Source organism: Micromonospora fluostatini, from assembly GCF_050410825.1.
GTDB lineage: Bacteria > Actinomycetota > Actinomycetes > Mycobacteriales > Micromonosporaceae > Micromonospora > Micromonospora rosaria.
Window position 1 is genome coordinate 1,257,956 of the sequence record NZ_CP191251.1, and the last position, 17,886, is coordinate 1,275,841.

Sequence of the window (17,886 nt, forward strand, 5' to 3'; positions counted from 1 at the left end):
CATGTCCGTCGTGTTGTCCGTTTCCCCCCAGAGCCCGGACGAGGTCGTCGTGTCGGTCCCGGCCGCGAGCGCCGCCGACGTCGGGAAGGCCGCCGAGGCCGCCCGGGCGGCGCAACCCGGCTGGGCCGCGGCCCCGCCCGCGCACCGGTCGGCGGCGCTGCACGCGGCGGCCGACGCGGTGGCGGCCGACGCGGCCGACCTGGTCGCGTTGACCGTGCGGGAGGTGGGCAAACCGGTCACGGAGGCGCGCGGCGAGGTGGCCCGGGCGGTCGCCCTGCTGCGGTACTACGCCCAGCAGGTCTACGACCCGGCCGGCGCGGTGCACGAGCCGAGCGGCGGCCCGGGGCTGGCGTACACCCGACGTCGCCCGCGCGGCGTCGCCGGACTGGTCACCCCGTGGAACTTCCCGCTGGCCATCCCCCTGTGGAAGGCCGCGCCGGCGCTGGCCTTCGGCAACGCCGTGCTGCTCAAGCCGGCGCCGCAGGCGACGGCGTGCGCGCTGCGGCTGGCCGAGCTGGTCACGCCGCACCTGCCCGAGGGGCTCCTGACGGTGCTGCCCGGCGACGCCGAGGCGGGCCAGGCGGTCGTCGCGGCGAGCGACGTGGTCTCGTTCACCGGCTCCGCCGCGGTGGGCGCCGTCGTCGGGTCGCGCGCGGTGGCCCGGGGCGTGCCGGTGCAGTGCGAGATGGGCGGCCAGAACCCGACGGTGGTCCTGCCGGACGCCGACGTGGAGTCCGCCGCCCGGCAGATCGCCTACGCGGCGTTCGGGTACGCGGGGCAGAAGTGCACCGCCACCAAGCGGATCATCCTGGTCGGCGACCCGGCCGGCTTCACCGACGCCCTCGTCGCCGCCGTCACGGCGCTGGCCTGCGGCGACCCCGCCGCCCCGGACACCACCGTCGGCCCGGTGATCGACGAGGCCGCGCGGGCGCGGGTCCTGGCGGCGGCGGACAGCGGGGTGGCCGCGGGCGGCCGGCTGCTCACCGGCGGCCGGGCCGCCGACGGGCCGGGCTGGTTCGTCGCCCCCACCGTGCTGACCGACCTGCCGGCGGGCCACCTGCTCCAGCAGGAGGAGGTCTTCGGGCCGATCTGCGCGCTGAGCCGGGTCGACACCCTCGACGCGGCGCTGGACGCCGCGAACGCGGTGCGGTACGGGCTCTCCGCCGCCGTCTTCACCGCCGACCTGGACGCCGCGCTGCGCTTCGCCGACGGCTCGGCGGCCGGTCAGGTCAAGGTGAACGCCCCGACCGCGGGCGTGGACTTCTACCTGCCGTTCGGCGGCGAGCGCGACTCCAGCTTCGGCGGGCGCGAGCAGGGCAAGGCGGCGCAGGACTTCTACACCTCCCTGCGGACCGTGACCGTCGCGCCCGCCGGCCGGTGACCCCGGACGACGCCGGTGGCCGGCCGGGTGCCGCCCGCCGGGAACGACCGCCCCGCGTAGTATGCCCGGCTAGGGAGGGTGGGGCGTGATGACTGACTCGTTGGAACTGCCGGCGCTGGGGGCGCGACGGAGCGTGCGCGGGGAGGTCGCGAACGCGCTCCGGGCGGCGCTCGTGGCCGGCCAGATGCGCCCCGGCGAGGTCTACTCCGCACCGACCCTCGCCGCCCGGTTCGGCGTCTCCGCCACGCCGGTCCGGGAGGCCATGCTCGACCTGGTCAAGGAGGGCCTCGTCGAGACGGTACGCAACAAGGGCTTCCGGGTCACCGAGCTGTCCGAGCAGGAGCTCGACAACCTCACCGAGATCCGGCGGCTCCTGGAGGTGCCCACCACCGTCCAGGTGATCGACGTCATCACCGCCGAGGACCTGGCCCGGTTGCGGCCGATGGCCCAGCGGATCGTCGACGTCGCCGAGGACAAGGACCTGATCGCCTACATCGAGCACGACCGGCAGTTCCACCTGGAGTTGCTCGCCCTGATCGGCAACAGCCACCTGGTGTCGCTGGTCGGCGAGCTGCGGGCGCGGTCCCGACTGTTCGGGCTCACCCGCCTCGCCGAGGCCGGGGAGCTGGTGCCCTCCGCGCGGGAGCACATCGAGATGCTCGACCTCATCGAGGCGGGGGACCGGTCCGGCCTGGAACGGCTGATGCGGGCGCACATCGGGCACGTGCGGGGCCGGTGGGCGGGCCGGGCGGAACACCCCGAGCCGTGAGCGCCGCGATGACCGGGCCACCGGAGCAGCTCACCATCGTCAACGCGGCAATCTTCGACGGGGTCTCCGCCACGCTGACCGAGGGCCGGATCCACGTCGTCGACGGGATCGTCACGGAGATCGGCGGAGCCGGCCGGCCGGCCGGACAGGTGCTCGACGCCCGGGGCGGCACCGTCGTCCCCGGTCTCATCGACGCGCACTTCCACGCGTACGGGACGGAACTCGACCTGCTCGCGCTGGAGGCCACCCCGCTGAGCTACCTCGCCCTGGCCGGCGCGGGACGGCTGGCGGCGGCCCTGCGGCGGGGGTTCACCACGGTACGGGACGTCGCCGGTGGTGACCCGGGGCTGGCGAAGGCGATCGCCCGTGGGCTGATCCCGGCCCCGCGCTACCTCTACACCGGAGCCGCCCTGTCCCAGACCGGCGGGCACGGCGACCCCCGGCCCGGTGACGTCGACCTGTGTGCCTGCGGCGCGTACACGGGCGAGGTGGTGGACGGGGTCGACGCGCTGCGTCGCGCGGTCCGGGAGCGGTTCCGCCGGGGCGCCCACGCCATCAAGATCATGGCCTCCGGCGGGGTCATCTCCCACTCCGACCCGATCCGGATCCCGCAGTACTCGCCGGAGGAGATCCGGGCGGTCAGCGACGAGGCCACCCGGCGGGGCAGCTACGTCGCCGCGCACGCGTACTCGCCCGCCGCGATCGCCCACGCCGTCGGCAACGGGGTCCGCACCGTCGAGCACGGCAACCTGCTCGACGCGCCCACCGCGCGGCTCATGGCCGCGCACGACGCCTTCCTGGTGCCCACCCTCGCGGCGTACGACGCCATGGAGCGCCGGGGCGCGGAGTTCGGGCTGACCCCGGTCGGCCGGGAGAAGAACCGTGAGGTGCTCGACGCCGGCCGGGTGGCCATCGAGACCGCCCGGGCGGCCGGGGTGCGCATCGGCTTCGGCACCGACCTGATGGGCCCGCTCGAGGACGAGCAGTTGACCGGGCTGCGGTTGCAGGTCGAGGTCGAGGGGGTGCTCGCCGCGCTGCGCTCCGCCACCTCCGTCAACGCCGAGATCATCGGCCGGCCGGACCTCGGCCGGGTCGCGGTCGGCGCCGTCGCCGACCTGGTGGTCCTGGCCGGCGACCCGTTCGAGGACCCGGCGGTGCTCTGGGCCGGGCCCGACCGGCGCACGGTGATCCAGGGCGGTCGCCCGGCCTGAGCGTCCCAGGACCGGCCCACCGCCCCGGCCGAGCGGCGCGACCAGGGCGGCGGTCCGGGTGTCAGCGTGCCTGGCAGGTGAGGGCGGGCGGGTTGTTGGTCGCCCCGGCGGTGGCGAGGAAGCCGAAGCTGGTCGTCGCGCCGGCGGCGAGGGCGCCGTTCCAGGCCGCGTTGGCGGCGGTCACGGTCGGGCCGGTGCCGGTGACCGTGGCACCCCAGTGCTGGGTGATCGTCTGTCCGTTGGCGAACGTCCAGGTGACGGTCCACCCGGACACCGGCGCGCTGCCGGCCCGGACGGTGACCTCGCCCTGGAAGCCGCCCTGCCACTGCCCGGTCACCGCGTAGCTGGCCGTGCAGCCACCCGGCCCCGGGGTCGGCGGCCCGGTGGTCGGCGGCCCGGTGGTCGGCGGGGTGGTGGGGGTGGGCGTCGGGTTCGGCCCGGTGCCCCCGCTGATCGCCATCTGGGCGTCGGTGAAGGTCGGGTGGGGCGGGTTGATGTCGGTCTCCCCGGGCCCGCCGTCGCAGCGCCGGTCCGGGTTGAAGATGAGGTACGTGCCGGCGCTGCACGCGGTGGCCGGCTCGGCGTCACCGCCGATCACCACGCTCCCGCCGAGGTTGGCGCCGCCCTGCACGAGGGCGTTGTTCTTGACGACCGCGCTGCCGCCGACGGTGGCCCCGCTGTTGATCCAGGCGAGGTCCTCGATCCGGGCGGTGCCGGTGACGGTGCTGTTGCCGTAGACGGCGGCCCGGGGGCCGACGTAGGCGGTGGCCGCGACGGTGGCCCGGTTGTCGACCCATCCGCCGCCGTTGCTGTGCCACCGGCCGCCGCCCGGGGCGGCGGGGCGGACGTACCCGGGCTCGAAGCCGGAGGGCACCGCCCCGGAGAGCCGGAACTGGTACGGGTACCGGTGGTTGCGGGGGTACCCCTCCAGGAAGGCGTACTTGTGGACGGTGTCGGGGGTGCCGGTGACCACCAGGTACACCTCCCGCTCACCGGGCTGGGTCTGGAAGCTCACCTCGGCGTCGCTGGCCACGGTCAGCGGCCCGTACCGGGGGGTGCCGTTGCGGACCGCGACGAAGCCGAAGGTCCAGCCCGAGCCGGCCGCCGGGTTGACGTGGCCCCGGAACCGCATCCGGATCAGCCCGCCGTCCTGGCTCGGTACCAGCTTGATCTTGTTGTACCCGTAGTCGGAGGGGGCGAGGGCGTCGGAGATCCGGAAGTGCCCGGCGGCGGCGTTCACCGCCTCGGCGGGTACCCCGTTGTAGGCGGTGATGAAGGGGTAGAGCCGGTTGATGAACGGCATGACCTCGGCCCGGTTGGCGTAGTCCCAGGTCACGTTCCGCTGGGCGTACTCGCCGACCCGGCGGTTGAGCTCGGCCTGGGTGATCCCGGCGATCCGCCGGTAGGTCTCCAACGGGTGCTCGGTGGTGCGGGCCTCGTTCCAGATCCGGTTGAACATCGCCAGGCCGTCGCGCTCCTTGATGTACTGCAACAGCATCCAGGCGCCGTAGTGGTGCCGGCTGCTGCTGTACGCCAGGTTCTCGGTGCGGATGAACCGGGTGAGGTCGCCCGCGGCGGCACCGGGGTACACCTGCATCGCCATGAACTCGGCGCTGGCCTCCCAGAAGGTGCCCGCCGAGGGATGGGTGAAGCCGTACCCGGAGCGGCCCAGGAAGGTGTAGTTCTGGAACACGTGGGCCAGTTCGTGCGCCAGCCCCCAGGAGCCGGGCTGGGCCGCCGCCGGCGCGATGTTGATCACCCCGACCCGGCCGTCGGTGGAGCCGCCGGTCGCCCAGGCGTCCAGCGGCGCGTTCGACCAGGTACGGGTGATGATCACGATGATCTTGTGCTGGGCGAGCAGCCCGGTCTCCGGGGTGAACCGCATGTCGTTGACGTAGAAGGAGTACAGGCGTTCGAGCTGGTCGAGGATGTTGGCGGGGTCGAACCGGTACTCTCCCGGCGCGGTGCGCGGGTCGGTGCCGGACCGGTCACCCCACAGCAGGATGAAGTTCGCCGACTCCCGGGTGCGTTCCTGCACCCAGGGGACCTCGCCGGTCTGGGTCCAGCGCGCCGGGATCCACACCGTCTTGGCCGCGGCCGAGGCCGGCGGCAGGTCCGGCAAGCCCAGCGGCACCGACACCACCAGCGCGGCGGCGACCGCGAGCAGCAGGCGGGGCCAGTGGGGGATGCTCCACCGTCGTTTCGTCATGGCGTCTCACGTCACCTTCCACAGGCGGTCGATCAGGGTCCGAGGGGGTGCCGTCGGGGCCGGGAGGCGGCGTCGTCACCGGGCGGGGGTGACCCCTGCGTCCGGGGCGGCGACCCGCGTCCACGGCGCGGCACCGGACCCGGTCGGGCCAGGACGGACCCGACCGGGTACGGGAGCGGGCTCAGTAGCCGTAGCGGCTCTTCAGGTGTCGCCACCAGTCACGGAACATCCAGGTGTCGAACTCCGTGATCGAGCTGGCGCTGCCGGCCTTCATGATGAACCCGCCGACGCCGCTGGGAGTCCAGTCGTAGAAGTCGTCGAGCCCGAAGGTGTGCCCGATCTCGTGCAGCAGGATGGTCATGTTCGCGGCGTTGATGTTGTTCATGAAGTACTCGCGGCCCATCCGCTGGCCCCAGTCGCCCCCGGCGCCGCCGCCGAACCCGTCGGTCAGCCACAGTGACTGGTCGTAGTGCCGGGCGACCCCGCCCGGGCAGTTCGGGTACTGGCCGTTCTGGTTGAAGAACCGGCCGCAGGGCTCGGAGCACTGCGGGGCGTTCTCCCGGATGTTGTTGACGTAGATGTCCACGGAGGTGTCCGACCACTGCAACTGGGCGCGGTCGCGGACCGCCCACCCGACGACCCGGATCGGCACCTCGGAGTACGGCCAGGCGTTGTGCCCGACCATCACGTCCATCCACTTCTTGTACTGCCGGGCCAACGCCGCGTGGATCTGGTCCCGCTGGGCCGCCGTCACCGACGCCGAGGAGTCCCACCGTACGCAGAAGTTCAGGTACCCACGGTTGGCCATCACCTGGTCCCACCCGTAGTTACGGAAGCCGTACAGGTTCCCGTTGTTGTACGTCTGCTCCTGGTGCTGCCACACCTGGTTCAACGGCGTCACCAGGTTCGCCGGCGGATTCCACGCACTGGTCGTCGGCGGGGTCGTCGGCGGGGTGGTGGGTGGCGTGGTGGGTGGCGTGGTGGGTGGGGTCGTCGGTGGGGTGGTGGGCGGGGTGGTCGGGGCGACCCCACCGGTGCAGGTGGTGCCGTTCACCGCGAACGAGGCCGGCACCGGGTTCGACCCGGCCCAGGAGGCGTTGAACCCGAACGAGGCGCTGCCCCCGGTGGCCAGGGCGCCGTTGTACCCCACGTTCACCGCGCTCACCTGCGACCCGGACTGCGTGACCGTCGCGTTCCACGCCTGGCCCACCTGCTGGCCCGCCGCGTACGACCAGGTCAGCCGCCACCCGGTGAGCGGGTCACCCAGGTTCGTCACCGTCACGTCCGCGCCGAACCCGCCCTGCCACTGGTTCGTCACCCGATAGTCCACCCGGCACCCCGGGGCAGCGGCCTGCGCTCCTGCCGCCACCAGAACCGCTGCCGCCGCGCCGGTGACGACAGCCGTCACGGCGACCAGCAGCCGTGCCCTTCTCCGATAGGGAGATCCCATCTCGTCCCTTCCGTCAGGCCCGACGGCCGCCGGCACGACCATCGAACAGACTTTGAATGTTGTCTATGCAAATTAAGGCCGACCCCGTGATTGCGCAAGATGGGCGAGCGGTGAGTTTCCACTGTTCAGGAGGTGGGCCGTGGCGATTCGCATACACAGCGTGAAACTTTGTCGTAATGAGCTGGGCGGCTTGCCGAAAACGTTTTCGGCCGGCACAGTGGAGACCCGAGGTGTCGGCCGGCCCCCGGTGGCTCCGCCCCACCCCTCACACGTCGAGCGGCAACCCGTCCCGGTGCAGCCGGAAGCCGTCGAGGGTGGCGGGGTCGACCGCGAGCCGCAGGTCGGGAAGCTGGTCCGCGATGCGCTCGAACATGATCCGGCTCTCCAGCCGGGCGAGGTGCGCGCCGAGGCAGAAGTGGATGCCGTACCCGAAGGCGAGGTGCCGGCGGACGTCGGTGCGGTGGATGTCGTACACGTGCGGGCGGTCGAAGACCGCCGGGTCGCGGTTGGCGCCCCACAGCGACAGCCCGACGCGGTCGAAGGCGGGGATCCGCCCGCCGGCCAGCTCGACGTCCTGGAAGGCGTGACGCGGTGGCACGATCTCGACCGGCCCCCGGAACCGCAGGGTCTCCTCGACCACCGCCGCCGCGAGCGCCGGCCGGTCCCGCAGCGCCCGCCACTGCTCGGGGTGGGTGAGCAGGAGCCGGATGCCGTTGACGATCAGGTCGACGGTGGTCTCCTGGCCGGCGATGAGCAGCAGTTGCACCAGTGCCACCAGGTCGTCGCGGTCGAGCCGGTCGGCCCCGTCCCGGTCGGCCGCCAGCCGCGACACCAGGTCGTCGGCGGGGTCCACCCGGCGTCGGGCCACCAGGTCGTCGAGGTAGGCCGCGAACGCCACGGTGGCCGCCGGGCCGTCGGCGCTGGCCGACACGATCGCGGCCGACCAGGCGCGGAACTGCGGCCGGTCCGGCTCCGGGATGCCGACCAGTTCGGCGATGACGTTGACCGGCACCGGGTCGGCGAGGTCGGTGACCGCGTCGACGCGGCCCTGCCGGCGGGCCCGCGCGACCAGCCGGTCGGCGAGGTCGCCGATCCACCGCTCCAGCCGCGCCGTGGCCCGTGCCGTGAAGTCGCCGCTGACCAGCCCGCGCAGGCGGGTGTGCTCGGGTGGGTCCAGGGTGATGAGCTGCCGGGCCTCGATCCGCGCCGCCTCCGGCAGGTCGCGGTGCTCGGGCGCCGGGTGGCCGGGCCGGTGCCGGTGGACCTCGTGCCCGATCGCCGGGTGGTGCAGCCCGGCCAGCACGTCGGCGTGCCCGGCGATCACCCAGAACCGGTTGCCCGCCGGGTCGATCTGCAGGACCGGGCCGCCGCTGTCGCGGACCCGGTCGTAGAACCCGTGCGGGTCGTGGCGGACCGCCGGGTCCCACAACTCCGACACGCCGACAACGGCGGCCACGGTGCCTCCTTGGGCGAGAGAGGTCCATGCCTGCCCCGGTCGGCGCGCGTCCCGTCGAGCGCGGGGCACCTGGTCGCCGCGGCGGGAGTCCGGCGTTCGCGCGGGCGGTGAACGTCCGGTCGATCAGCAGGTGAGCGCTAACATATATATGTCTCCAAGGGGTGTCAACGGGTAAAATTTTACTCGCCGGTAGGTATTGACGGTCCCGAGCGTGAGCGCTCACACTCCCTGTCAATCAGCGATTCTCGCCCCCACGACGGGGCCCCTTCCACGACCACCACGGGGCCCACGTCGTCCGGATCGACACCCCACCTGACGGAGGATTCCGATGCGATAGTGCCGCCCGCCATTGCGCGCCCCCCGGGGCGATGCGCGGCACCACCGTCACCCGCCCCGACAGCCCGTCCGGCGGTCGCCGCACCGGCGACCCTGCGCCCCCGACCCCGCCCCCGACCCCGCCCCCGACCCCGCCCCCGACCCCGCCCCCGACCGGCACCACCCACCCGTCCGAGGCCCGTCGCAGCCGGCCCGGTCCGGACCCGCGGCGGCACGTGGTCCGCCACCGGTGGACCGTGCCCGTGACCGCGCCGTCGTCGCGTCGGTGGCACCAGCCGCCGATTCACCCCCCGACGCGACCCACCCCACCCGCCCGCCGCAGGCCGACCCACCCCTGCGGGCCGGTCGACCGCAGGGGCGTCGCCTCCACCCGGGAAGCCACCGGATCACCCGGGCCGAATGCCAGGCCCGCCCCGCGGGCCAGTCCCCATATCCCGAGCCGCAGGCCGACCGGGGGGTCGGCCGGCATCCACCTGGAAGGACGAACCCAGTGGCCCTGCCCGACGACCTTTCCGCCAGCCGCCGTCAGATTCTCCAGGCCTCCGCCATCGGTGTGGGCGCGGTGGCCACCGCGACCGTGCTCCCGGCGACCGCCGCCCAGGCGGCCCCCGCGCCGGGCGGGGCCGCGACCGGGTCGACCGCGCTCGGCGCGGCCCCGCCCGATCCCGGCCCCGGCGGCACCGCCCCGGTCCGGCCGTTCCCGCTGCGCGACGTGCGGCTGGGCACCGGACTGTTCCAGGAGAAGCGCGACCGCATCAAGGACTACCTGCGCCAGTACGACGAACGGCGCTTCCTCGTGCTGTTCAACAACCAGGCCGGTCGGCCGAACCCGCCGGGGGTCGCGGTGCCCGGCGGCTGGGAGGACGGCGGGCTGCTCAGCGGCCACTGGGCCGGCCACTTCATGACCGCCCTGGCCCAGTCCTACGCGGACCAGGGCGAGGCGATCTTCAAGACCAAACTCGACCGGATGGTCGACGAACTCGCCGCCTGCCAGGCCGCGATCACCGCGCGGATGGGCGACGGCGACCCGGGCGGTGAGGAGCCGCAGGAGCCGCAGATCGGTCGGGTGCCCGGCCGCTTCGGCAGCGGGCTGCGCCTCAACGGCCCCAGCCGCGCGCAGCACGTCGCCCTGCCGCAGGAGGCGATCAGCCAACTCGCCGACTTCACCATCGCCACCTGGGTCAACCTCGCCTCCGTCCAGAGCTGGAGCAGGCTGTTCGACTTCGGGCAGAACACCACGGTCAACATGTTCCTGACCCCCCGCGCCGGGGTCACCGGCACCGTGCCGAGGTTCGCGATCACGGTCAGCGGGGGCGGCGGCGAGCAACGGATCGACGGCACCACCGCGCTGCCGACCAACCAGTGGGTGCACCTGGCCGTCACGCTCTCGCAGCAGACCGGAACGCTGTACGTGAACGGCCAGCAGGCCGGCCAGAACACCGCCATGACCCTCAACCCCTCGCACCTCGGCAACCCCGGGAACCGGTGGATCGGCCGGTCGCAGTGCGGCGACCCGTACCTGGACGCGACCGTCGACGAGTTCCACATCTTCGACCGGGCCCTGAGCCCGCAGGAGATCCAGTCGCTCCAGGACTCGGCGGCCGGCAGCACCGGCGGCGGCTCGATCGCCTGGTACCGGTTCGAGGAGGAGGGCGGCACCACGATCCGCGACGCCTCGCCCAACGGCCGCGACGGCGGCATCGTGGCGAGCCAGGACGGTGGGGCCGCGCTCTGGATCCCGACCCACCCCGGTTACCTGGGCGCGATCCCGGAGGACGCGGTGCTGCGCCTCGGCCCGCCGAGGTGGGCCGTCTACGGCAGCAACGCGGCCACGAACACCTGGGCGCCCTGGTACACCCAACACAAGATCATGCGTGGCCTGCTCGACGCGTACTACCACACCGACAACCGGCAGGCCCTCGACGTGGTCGTCAGGATGGCCGACTGGGCCCACCTCGCGTTGACCCTCGGCGACAAGAACCACCCCGACTACCCGGGCCCGCTGACCCGGGCCGATCTGAACTACATGTGGGACCTCTACATCGCCGGGGAGACCGGCGGCGCCAACGAGGTGTTCCCCGAGATCCACCAACTCACCGGGGACGCGAGGCACCTGCGGACCGCCACGTTCTTCGACAACCGGCAGTCGCTCTTCGACGCCTGCGTCGAGAACCGCGACATCCTGGTCACCACCCCGGCCACCAACCCCGGCCCCCGCCGCCCGGACCGGCTGCACGCCAACTCGCACGTGCCGCAGTTCGTCGGCTACCTGCGCGTCTACGAGCAGAACGGGGAGAGCGAGTACTTCCAGGCCGCGAAGAACCTCTTCGGCATGGTCGTGCCGCACCGGACGTACGCCAACGGCGGGACGGGCGGCAACTACCCGGGCTCCAACAACAACATCGAGCTGTTCCAGAACCGGGGCAACATCGCGAACTCGATCGCCCAGGGCGGCGCGGAGACCTGCACCACGTACAACCTGATCAAGCTGGCGCGCAACCTGTTCCTCCACGAGCAGGACCCCGCCTACCTGGACTACTACGAGCGGGGCCTGCTCAACCAGATCCTCGGGTCGCGGGCCGACACCGCGAACGTCAACAACCCGCAGGTCACCTACTTCCAGCCGCTGACGCCGGGCGCCGCCCGGGGCTACGGCAACACCGGCACCTGCTGCGGCGGCACCGGCGTGGAGAACCACACCAAGTACCAGGAGGCGATCTACTTCAAGTCGGCCGACGGCTCGGCGCTCTGGGTCAACCTGTACGCCCCGTCGACCCTGACCTGGGCCGAGAAGGGCCTCGTCGTCACCCAGGAGACGACCTTCCCGCGCGGCGACCGGGTCACGCTGACCGTCACCGGCAAGGGCCAGCTCGACATCAACCTGCGGGTGCCGGGCTGGGCGCGGTCGGGCTTCCAGATCACCGTCAACGGGGTCGTCCGCAAGGGCAACCCCAAGCCCGGGACGTACGTGACCCTGCGCCGGGTCTGGAAGACGGGCGACACCGTCGAGCTGCGGATGCCGTTCAGCGTCCGGATCGAGCGGGCCCCCGACCGTCCCGACACGCAGGCGGTCTTCTGGGGCCCCGTCCTCCTGCAGATCCTGGGCAACCCGGGCGGCGGCAGCTACCGCGAACTGTCCCTGTACCGCCACCTGAAGCGCGACGGCGACTACGGCCGCTCGGCGATCACCCACGCGGGCACCACGGCGGCGGGCGACCTGCTCTTCACCTCGAACGGCTTCACCCTGCGGCCGTACTACATCGGCGACACCCAGGCCGCCTCGTCGTACTTCCGGCGGGTCGAGCCGACGGTCGTCTTCGGCTCGGTCGACACCGGGGTGCCCAACCGCAAGCGCGACGACGGACTGCCGCACTACGACGTACCCGTGGAGGGGGTCCCCTCGCCGGGCAGCGACGGCCCGACCTTCCTCGACCTCGTGTGGGACGAGGCGCCCTTCCCGAACCACAGCCGGTTCGTGCAGACGGTGACCCGGATCGCCCGGTCGTTCGTCCAGGCGGGCATCTTCAACCGGGACGAGCGGGCGGCCGTCGTGGAGGCCGCGGCCCGCTCGGAGGCGGAACTCACGCCGTAGGCCGCGGTCGTTGCGACGTTGGACGGTCAGGTCCCGCCGAAGTTCCGTCAGGTGTCGGGTGCCCCCGCGCTGAGCTGCCGGTTACGGTCGGGTGACCACAGCGGGGGTCGTGAATACCTCCACCGCAGCCGGCTCGGGTCGCCGGCTGTGCTGGCGATCCGCCGTCGTCCGGCCGGCCCGGACGACGACGGACGGGGGACCCAGGACGGTGCGACCGACGGCCACCGGCATCCGGTGGTCGGCACCACGGCCAGGTCGTCACGCGACGGCGCTCGACGGTCCGACCCCACCCGGGGTTCCGTGGCCGACCGATGTGGATCCACTGTGCCGGCGTCCGACGGGTCGGGTGCCGGCACCTGACGCAGGAGCGTGGGAGCTTCCACGGCGCCCGCCGTACCACCGTGGGCGGCCGGTGCGACCGCAGACGTGTCCCGGTCAGATGTTGCTGGTGCTGCCGCTCGACGCCGGCGCGGCCCTGGGGCGGCCGGCGGAGAGGTGCGGCGGATGGGAAGTGAGGTGAGCAGTCAGTGAAAGTCAAGGTCGCGATTCTCGCGGCGGCAACCATGGTCGCCGGTCTGCTGAGTGTGACCGCCGGTCCGGCGACCGGCGCCACGGCGGACGGTACGCCGCTGCCGTTGCCCGACCCGAAGGTGCACTCGATCCAGGTCACCGGCCCACCGGCCGAGCGGCTGAACCTGATCCTGCTGGGCGACGGCTACCAGTGGGACCAGCAGAAGCTCTTCCTGGAGGACGTGGACCGCAACCTGGCGGTCATGTGGGCCACCGAGCCGTTCCGGACCTACCGCAACTACATGAACGTGTACGCGGTGGAGATCGCCTCGATCGACCACGGCGTCCGGTGCGACCCGGACGGCCGGGTACGCCACCCGGACGGCACGGTCCGCGACACCGGTGAGCGGGAAGGCCCGATCAACACCAAGAACACCGCCCTGCGGATGATCTACCAGGAGGGCTGCACCGACCCACTGTCCCGGGGCACCGTCTACGGCGGCGCGCCGGTGGACTGCGCGAGCTACGCCGCCTACTACCCGGCCGGGGTGAACCCCTGCGAGACCGGCAACCAGGCGCACAACCGGATCATCGACACCTACGTGGCGCCGGTGCTGGGCATCCCGCGCACCTCGCAGAACGTGCAGACCCTGGCGATCTTCAACACGTTCACCTACGGCGGCATCGGCGGTACGAACGCGACGACCTCCGGCGGCTCCCCGCAGGGTCCGCTGATCTCGCTGCACGAGATCGGCCACTCGCTCGGCACGCTCGCCGACGAGTACCCGTACTCCTCCCGGGACGTGGTGCGTCCCTGCTACACCGGCAACGAGCCGAGCAGCTTCCACCACACCATCCGCAGCGCCGGGCAGTTGGTCGCCGACGAGCACAAGTGGTGGCGGTGGGTCGGCGAGGAGAGCCTGTCCGGCGGCGTCATCGGCGCGCACGAGGGCGGCGGCATGTACCCCTGCGGCCAGCGCCGGCCGAGCGAGCACTCGATGATGCGCTGGATCGGCTTCGACTTCGACCAGATCGGCCTGGAGCACATGGTCGCCCGGGTGACCGGTATGCGGAACTCGGGCCAGATGAACGTCCGGCACACCCCGCTGGGCACCGTGGCGACCGACAGCGTGCTGTGGGTCGAGACCGGCCAGCCGCGCCACCACGAGTTGCGGGTCACCTGGCGGGTCGGCGGCCCGGAGGGCACCGTGCTCGACACCCACAACAGCCGTGACCTGGACCTGGGCGCGCTCGACCTGCCCGCCGGGACCGTGGTGCACGTCGAGGTGCGCGACCCGGTCGGCCCGGACGGCATCGACTGGGTCCGCAACCCGTCGACCAGCAACACGGCCACCAACTCGGGGTACAACGGCCCCCGGTTCGTGCAGACCCGGCAGTGGACGGTGGGAGAGACGACGGCGAGCCCGTCGGCCCCCGAGGCGACTATCACCGGCGCCACGATGAACACCCAACCGGTCGCCGGCGACGAGGTCGTCTACGTCCGGACCAACCACCCGTCCGACCGCGCCGTCGAGGTGACCTGGTCGCTCAACGGGACGACGGTGGCCAACCCGCACAACAGCCGTAACCTGGACCTCGGCGCGCTCAAGCTGGCGCCGGGCACCCACAAGCTGGTCGCGACGGTGACCGACCCGGCCGACCCGGGCGGCGTCTCCGACCGGATGGAGTGGACGGTCGACAACGCGCTGCCGACCGCGCCGCGCACCCTGTCGAAGCCGCTGACCACGCTCGCCGGCGGCGGGGAGCACCCGGTGTACTTCGACGGCTGGGACATGTGGCTGGACCCGACCGACGACCAGACCGGGTACGACGAGAGCCGTTACGTCGTGGGTCAGCTCCGGCTGAACAAGCAGGGCTGGTACAACTACTTCGGCTTCCCCGAGAAGCCGATGCCCGACTCCCCGTTCGAGTTCCGGCACTCCGGCACCGACGTGAAGGCGCTGACGTACGGCAACCTCGGCACCGGTGGCCTCTCCAAGGCCGCGTTCGAGCAGCACCTGCCGGACGACCACCCCAGCGGCGGGTTCGTGCCGGGCTTCGGCACCCACCTGGTGGAGCACCGGGCGATCGACGCCGCCGGCAACCTCGGCAAGGCGGACGCCTACCGGGCCACCGTGCTGCCGGGCTCGTCGCCGGACTGCACCCGGACGCTGACCGGAGCGCAGCGTGGGCTGGAGGTCACCTCGGGGGTGACCTGCCTCAAGGGCGCCCAGATCAACGGCGGGGTCACCGTACGCCCCGGCGCCTCGCTGGTCGTCACCGACAGCGTGGTCAACGGTGGGCTGACGGCGACCGGCGCCGAGGCGGTGCAGGTGTTCGGCAGCATCATGAACAGCCCCACCCGGATCACCGGCACCAGCCGGGACGTGACGATCGCCGGCAGCACCTTCAACGGCGGCCTCACCCTGACCGACAACGTCCAGGTGACCGCCAACGAGCGCTTCAGCCGGCTGGCCGGCGAGTACGGCCCGGTCCTGGTCGGCAGCCGGGTGAACGGGACGGTGAGCTGCACCGGCAACAGCGCGGCGGCCAAGGACTTCGGCGCGCCGAACACGGTCACCGGAGCCAAGCGCGGTGACTGCGCCGCCCTGTAGGGCGCGGTCGCGGTAGCGACAGACACGTGGTGGGGGTCGGGTTGCCGGCCCCCACCACGGTCCGTTCGCCTCAGACCGGGTTCGCTGGCCGGGCGGGGCACGGGCAGGCCTGTGCGAGGCGGTGCTGGAGCATCGCGTGCCGGAACTGGTACACCGGACCGGACTGCCGGAGCAGGCCGAGCTGGTGTGCGTACTCCAGGAAGCGCATGAGTCTCAGCGGGCTCCTGCCGCGCAGGGCCAGGATGACGGTCATGCTCAGATAGACCGAGCTGGCCACCTTCGGAGGCGCGCCGACGATCAGGGCGACCATGAACGCCGTGGCCAGCGCGAAGACGACGTACGGCGCGGCCCCGCCCATGACCGTCGCCGTCAGTGCCGCGACGGTGCCTCCGACGAGCACGAAGACCATGGTGCGCAACAGCGCGAGCTGGAGGTCGCCTCGCAGGACGCTGGCGGGGCTCTGCACGCGGTAGTCCGTCACCGGCGTCGCGACCCAGACCATGAATCCGTACACCAGCCCGAACGCCGTGCCGATGACCGGCGGGCCGATGGCCCCGACGTCGACTCCGGTGATCGTGAGCAGGACACCGACGGCTACGCCGATGGCCAGCCAGGTCACCGTCGCGTACCCGACGGTGCGCAGCAGCGAACTGACCCTTTCCGGCCGCAGCCGTAGGTCGGCGTAGGCGGGCGTCGCCGTGGTGTCGGCGGCAAGACCGAACGCCAACCCGACCATGAATCCGCCGACGAGTCCCGTTGTGGCGGCCAGCATCGGCACGTCGAGCGCCAACCCGACGAGCCCTGCCGTCACGCCGGACAGCAGCGCGAAGAGCAGACCGAGGGCGGTGCCCGTGACAGCCCGGTGCACCGGGCGCACGGTCACCGAATGGCGCAACTGCCACCAGGCGAGATCCCGGCTTCCCGTCCGGTCGAGGTGGCAGGCCAGGAAGGAGAGCCAGCGTTGGGCGTCCTCGGGGCGCCACACCCGACGGGACGACGTGGCGGGTATCCCTGGCCGACCGGCGGAGACGAGCGTGGTGGTGAGATGGTCGAGCAGGTAACCGGTGATCGCCCCCGGGTCAGGGAATGTCGTCCGGTTGCGGAGGGTTCGTGGATCGTTGTCGGAGTCGATGTAGATCTTGCGCAGCAGCCAGAGATTGAGCGGGGTCGCGAGTGCCACCGCCAGCGGGGTGGGCCGGCCGGTGGCGAGTTCCTGGAGCACCTCCGACCACACGTGTCGCCGGCCGTGCTGGCTGCGCAGCAAGCTGGTCAGGTAGGCGACGACGTCCGGTGGCCTGGGTGGCAGCGGCACGATGACCGCGCCGCCGCGTACCCCCGCGCCCAGGGCGAGCGTCGCCTCGTACTCGGCGGTACGGCAGGTCACCACGACCGCGTCGTCTCGGGTGGTCACCGCGTTGATCTCGCTGATGGCGGCGGGGCGTAGCGAGTCCGGTATCTCGTCGAGTCCGTCGAGTATCGGGAGGATCCTGCGGTCGGTCACCAGCACGCGGGGTGCGTCGGTGCCGAACTCGGCAGCCCGCAACATGGGGTAGTCCGTGGCCAACCGCCGGGCCAGCCAGTCGTGCAGGGACTCCTCCGTCGCCCGCCATCCCGACAGGGAGAACAACACGGGGACTTGGCTGGTCGCATCGTTGTCTCTGAGCAGTTCACGCAGCAGCAGAGAGGCGAGGGTCGTCTTGCCCATCCCCGGCTCACCCAGGATCACCAGGCGTGGGGGATCGAGCTTCCGGAAAGCGTCGACCATCACCGCGATGTCGTCCGTGCGTCCCTCGAACCGGCGTCTGCCGATCCTCAGCAGGGACCGCATGAAGTCGGGGCGGCTCTGGCTGCTCACCCGTTCCCCGCGGTCGAACTCGACGAGCCGCCACCGCACGGCCAGGGACATCGGGTCGTCGAGCTGTCGGAGCACGATCTCGTGGCGCCATTGCCGCAGCACCGCTGTGGCCAGGGCGCGTTGTGCCCGGTCGGCCTGGTCGGGGGTGGTGCCCGTCGTCCTCCCTCCGGCCCGCCACCAGGCGGCCAGCGGAACCAGGGCGAGCACCAGGGAGAAGAGTTGCGCCCAGTCCGCTGCGCGTTCCAGATCGTGTACGTGGACATAGGCGAGCCCGATGCCGGTCGCAGCGACCAGGATGCATACGGTGAATGCCACGTGTCTTGCTCTTCGCACCGCCCGATGCTGCTAAATCGGCGTCACGCTGACAAGACCGGAAATCTGACACCCAGCCTGATCAGGGTCAATACGGGCTTGACAGCGGTGCCCGCCGAAAAGGTGATGGTGTCCCGTGTCTCGGCGGCAGCCGAGACACGGCCGTTCATCGGGATTCCTGTACGGGCCA

Annotated in this window: 9 protein-coding genes; 5 read left to right on the forward strand and 4 right to left on the reverse strand. The window is 72.3% G+C overall.

Annotated features, from left to right (window positions below):
- Position 1: 1 nt before the first annotated feature.
- From ACQUFX_RS05550 to ACQUFX_RS05560, 3 genes are all read left to right on the forward strand, one after another.
- Positions 2–1,381: an aldehyde dehydrogenase family protein gene (locus ACQUFX_RS05550; protein WP_428964944.1), complete on the forward strand. Its 1,380-nt coding sequence runs from the start codon at positions 2–4 to the stop codon at positions 1,379–1,381.
- Between the two features lie 88 nt (positions 1,382–1,469).
- Positions 1,470–2,150, forward strand: a complete 681-nt coding sequence (locus ACQUFX_RS05555; protein WP_428964945.1) for a GntR family transcriptional regulator — start codon at positions 1,470–1,472, stop codon at positions 2,148–2,150.
- A complete protein-coding gene (locus ACQUFX_RS05560; protein ID WP_428964946.1) occupies positions 2,147–3,361 on the forward strand; it encodes a metal-dependent hydrolase family protein in 1,215 nt (404 codons plus the stop codon). The genes ACQUFX_RS05555 and ACQUFX_RS05560 overlap by 4 nt, the downstream gene beginning before the upstream one ends.
- Positions 3,362–3,422: 61 nt before the next feature.
- Here ACQUFX_RS05560 and ACQUFX_RS05565 read toward each other — a convergent pair whose 3' ends face one another.
- From ACQUFX_RS05565 to ACQUFX_RS05575, 3 genes are all read right to left on the reverse strand, one after another.
- Positions 3,423–5,570, reverse strand: coding sequence for a DUF6055 domain-containing protein (locus ACQUFX_RS05565; protein WP_428964947.1), 2,148 nt, complete (start codon positions 5,568–5,570; stop codon positions 3,423–3,425).
- 181 nt (positions 5,571–5,751) lie between these two features.
- Positions 5,752–7,062 (reverse strand): cellulose-binding domain-containing protein, encoded by a 1,311-nt coding sequence (locus ACQUFX_RS05570; protein WP_428964948.1) that lies wholly within the window; start codon positions 7,060–7,062, stop codon positions 5,752–5,754.
- Positions 7,063–7,285: 223 nt separating this feature from the next.
- Positions 7,286–8,476 carry a cytochrome P450 gene (locus ACQUFX_RS05575; protein ID WP_428964949.1) on the reverse strand — a complete coding sequence of 397 codons (1,191 nt, stop codon included), beginning with the start codon at positions 8,474–8,476 and terminating at the stop codon, positions 7,286–7,288.
- 826 nt (positions 8,477–9,302) lie between these two features.
- Here ACQUFX_RS05575 and ACQUFX_RS05580 point away from each other — a divergent pair.
- Together ACQUFX_RS05580 and ACQUFX_RS05585 are read left to right on the forward strand one after the other, a co-directional pair.
- The gene (locus tag ACQUFX_RS05580) at positions 9,303–12,404 is read left to right on the forward strand and encodes a beta-L-arabinofuranosidase domain-containing protein (protein ID WP_428964950.1); all 3,102 of its coding nucleotides are present in this window, start codon (positions 9,303–9,305) and stop codon (positions 12,402–12,404) included.
- Between the two features lie 527 nt (positions 12,405–12,931).
- On the forward strand, positions 12,932–15,529 hold the full coding sequence (locus tag ACQUFX_RS05585) for a M64 family metallopeptidase (protein ID WP_428964951.1): 2,598 nt from the start codon (positions 12,932–12,934) through the stop codon (positions 15,527–15,529).
- Positions 15,530–15,599: 70 nt separating this feature from the next.
- On the opposite strand, the gene ACQUFX_RS05590 is transcribed toward ACQUFX_RS05585, so the two are convergent.
- Positions 15,600–17,699, reverse strand: coding sequence for an NACHT domain-containing protein (locus ACQUFX_RS05590; RefSeq protein ID WP_428964952.1), 2,100 nt, complete (start codon positions 17,697–17,699; stop codon positions 15,600–15,602).
- Between the last annotated feature and the right edge of the window lie 187 nt (positions 17,700–17,886).

Coding starts and splice junctions, on each gene's coding strand:
- ACQUFX_RS05550 (WP_428964944.1), top strand. CDS start 2: ATGTCCGTCGTGTTGTCCGTTTCCCCCCAGAGCCCGGACGAGGTCGTC.
- ACQUFX_RS05555 (WP_428964945.1), top strand. CDS start 1,470: ATGACTGACTCGTTGGAACTGCCGGCGCTGGGGGCGCGACGGAGCGTG.
- ACQUFX_RS05565 (WP_428964947.1), bottom strand. CDS start 5,570: ATGACGAAACGACGGTGGAGCATCCCCCACTGGCCCCGCCTGCTGCTC.
- ACQUFX_RS05570 (WP_428964948.1), bottom strand. CDS start 7,062: ATGGTCGTGCCGGCGGCCGTCGGGCCTGACGGAAGGGACGAGATGGGA.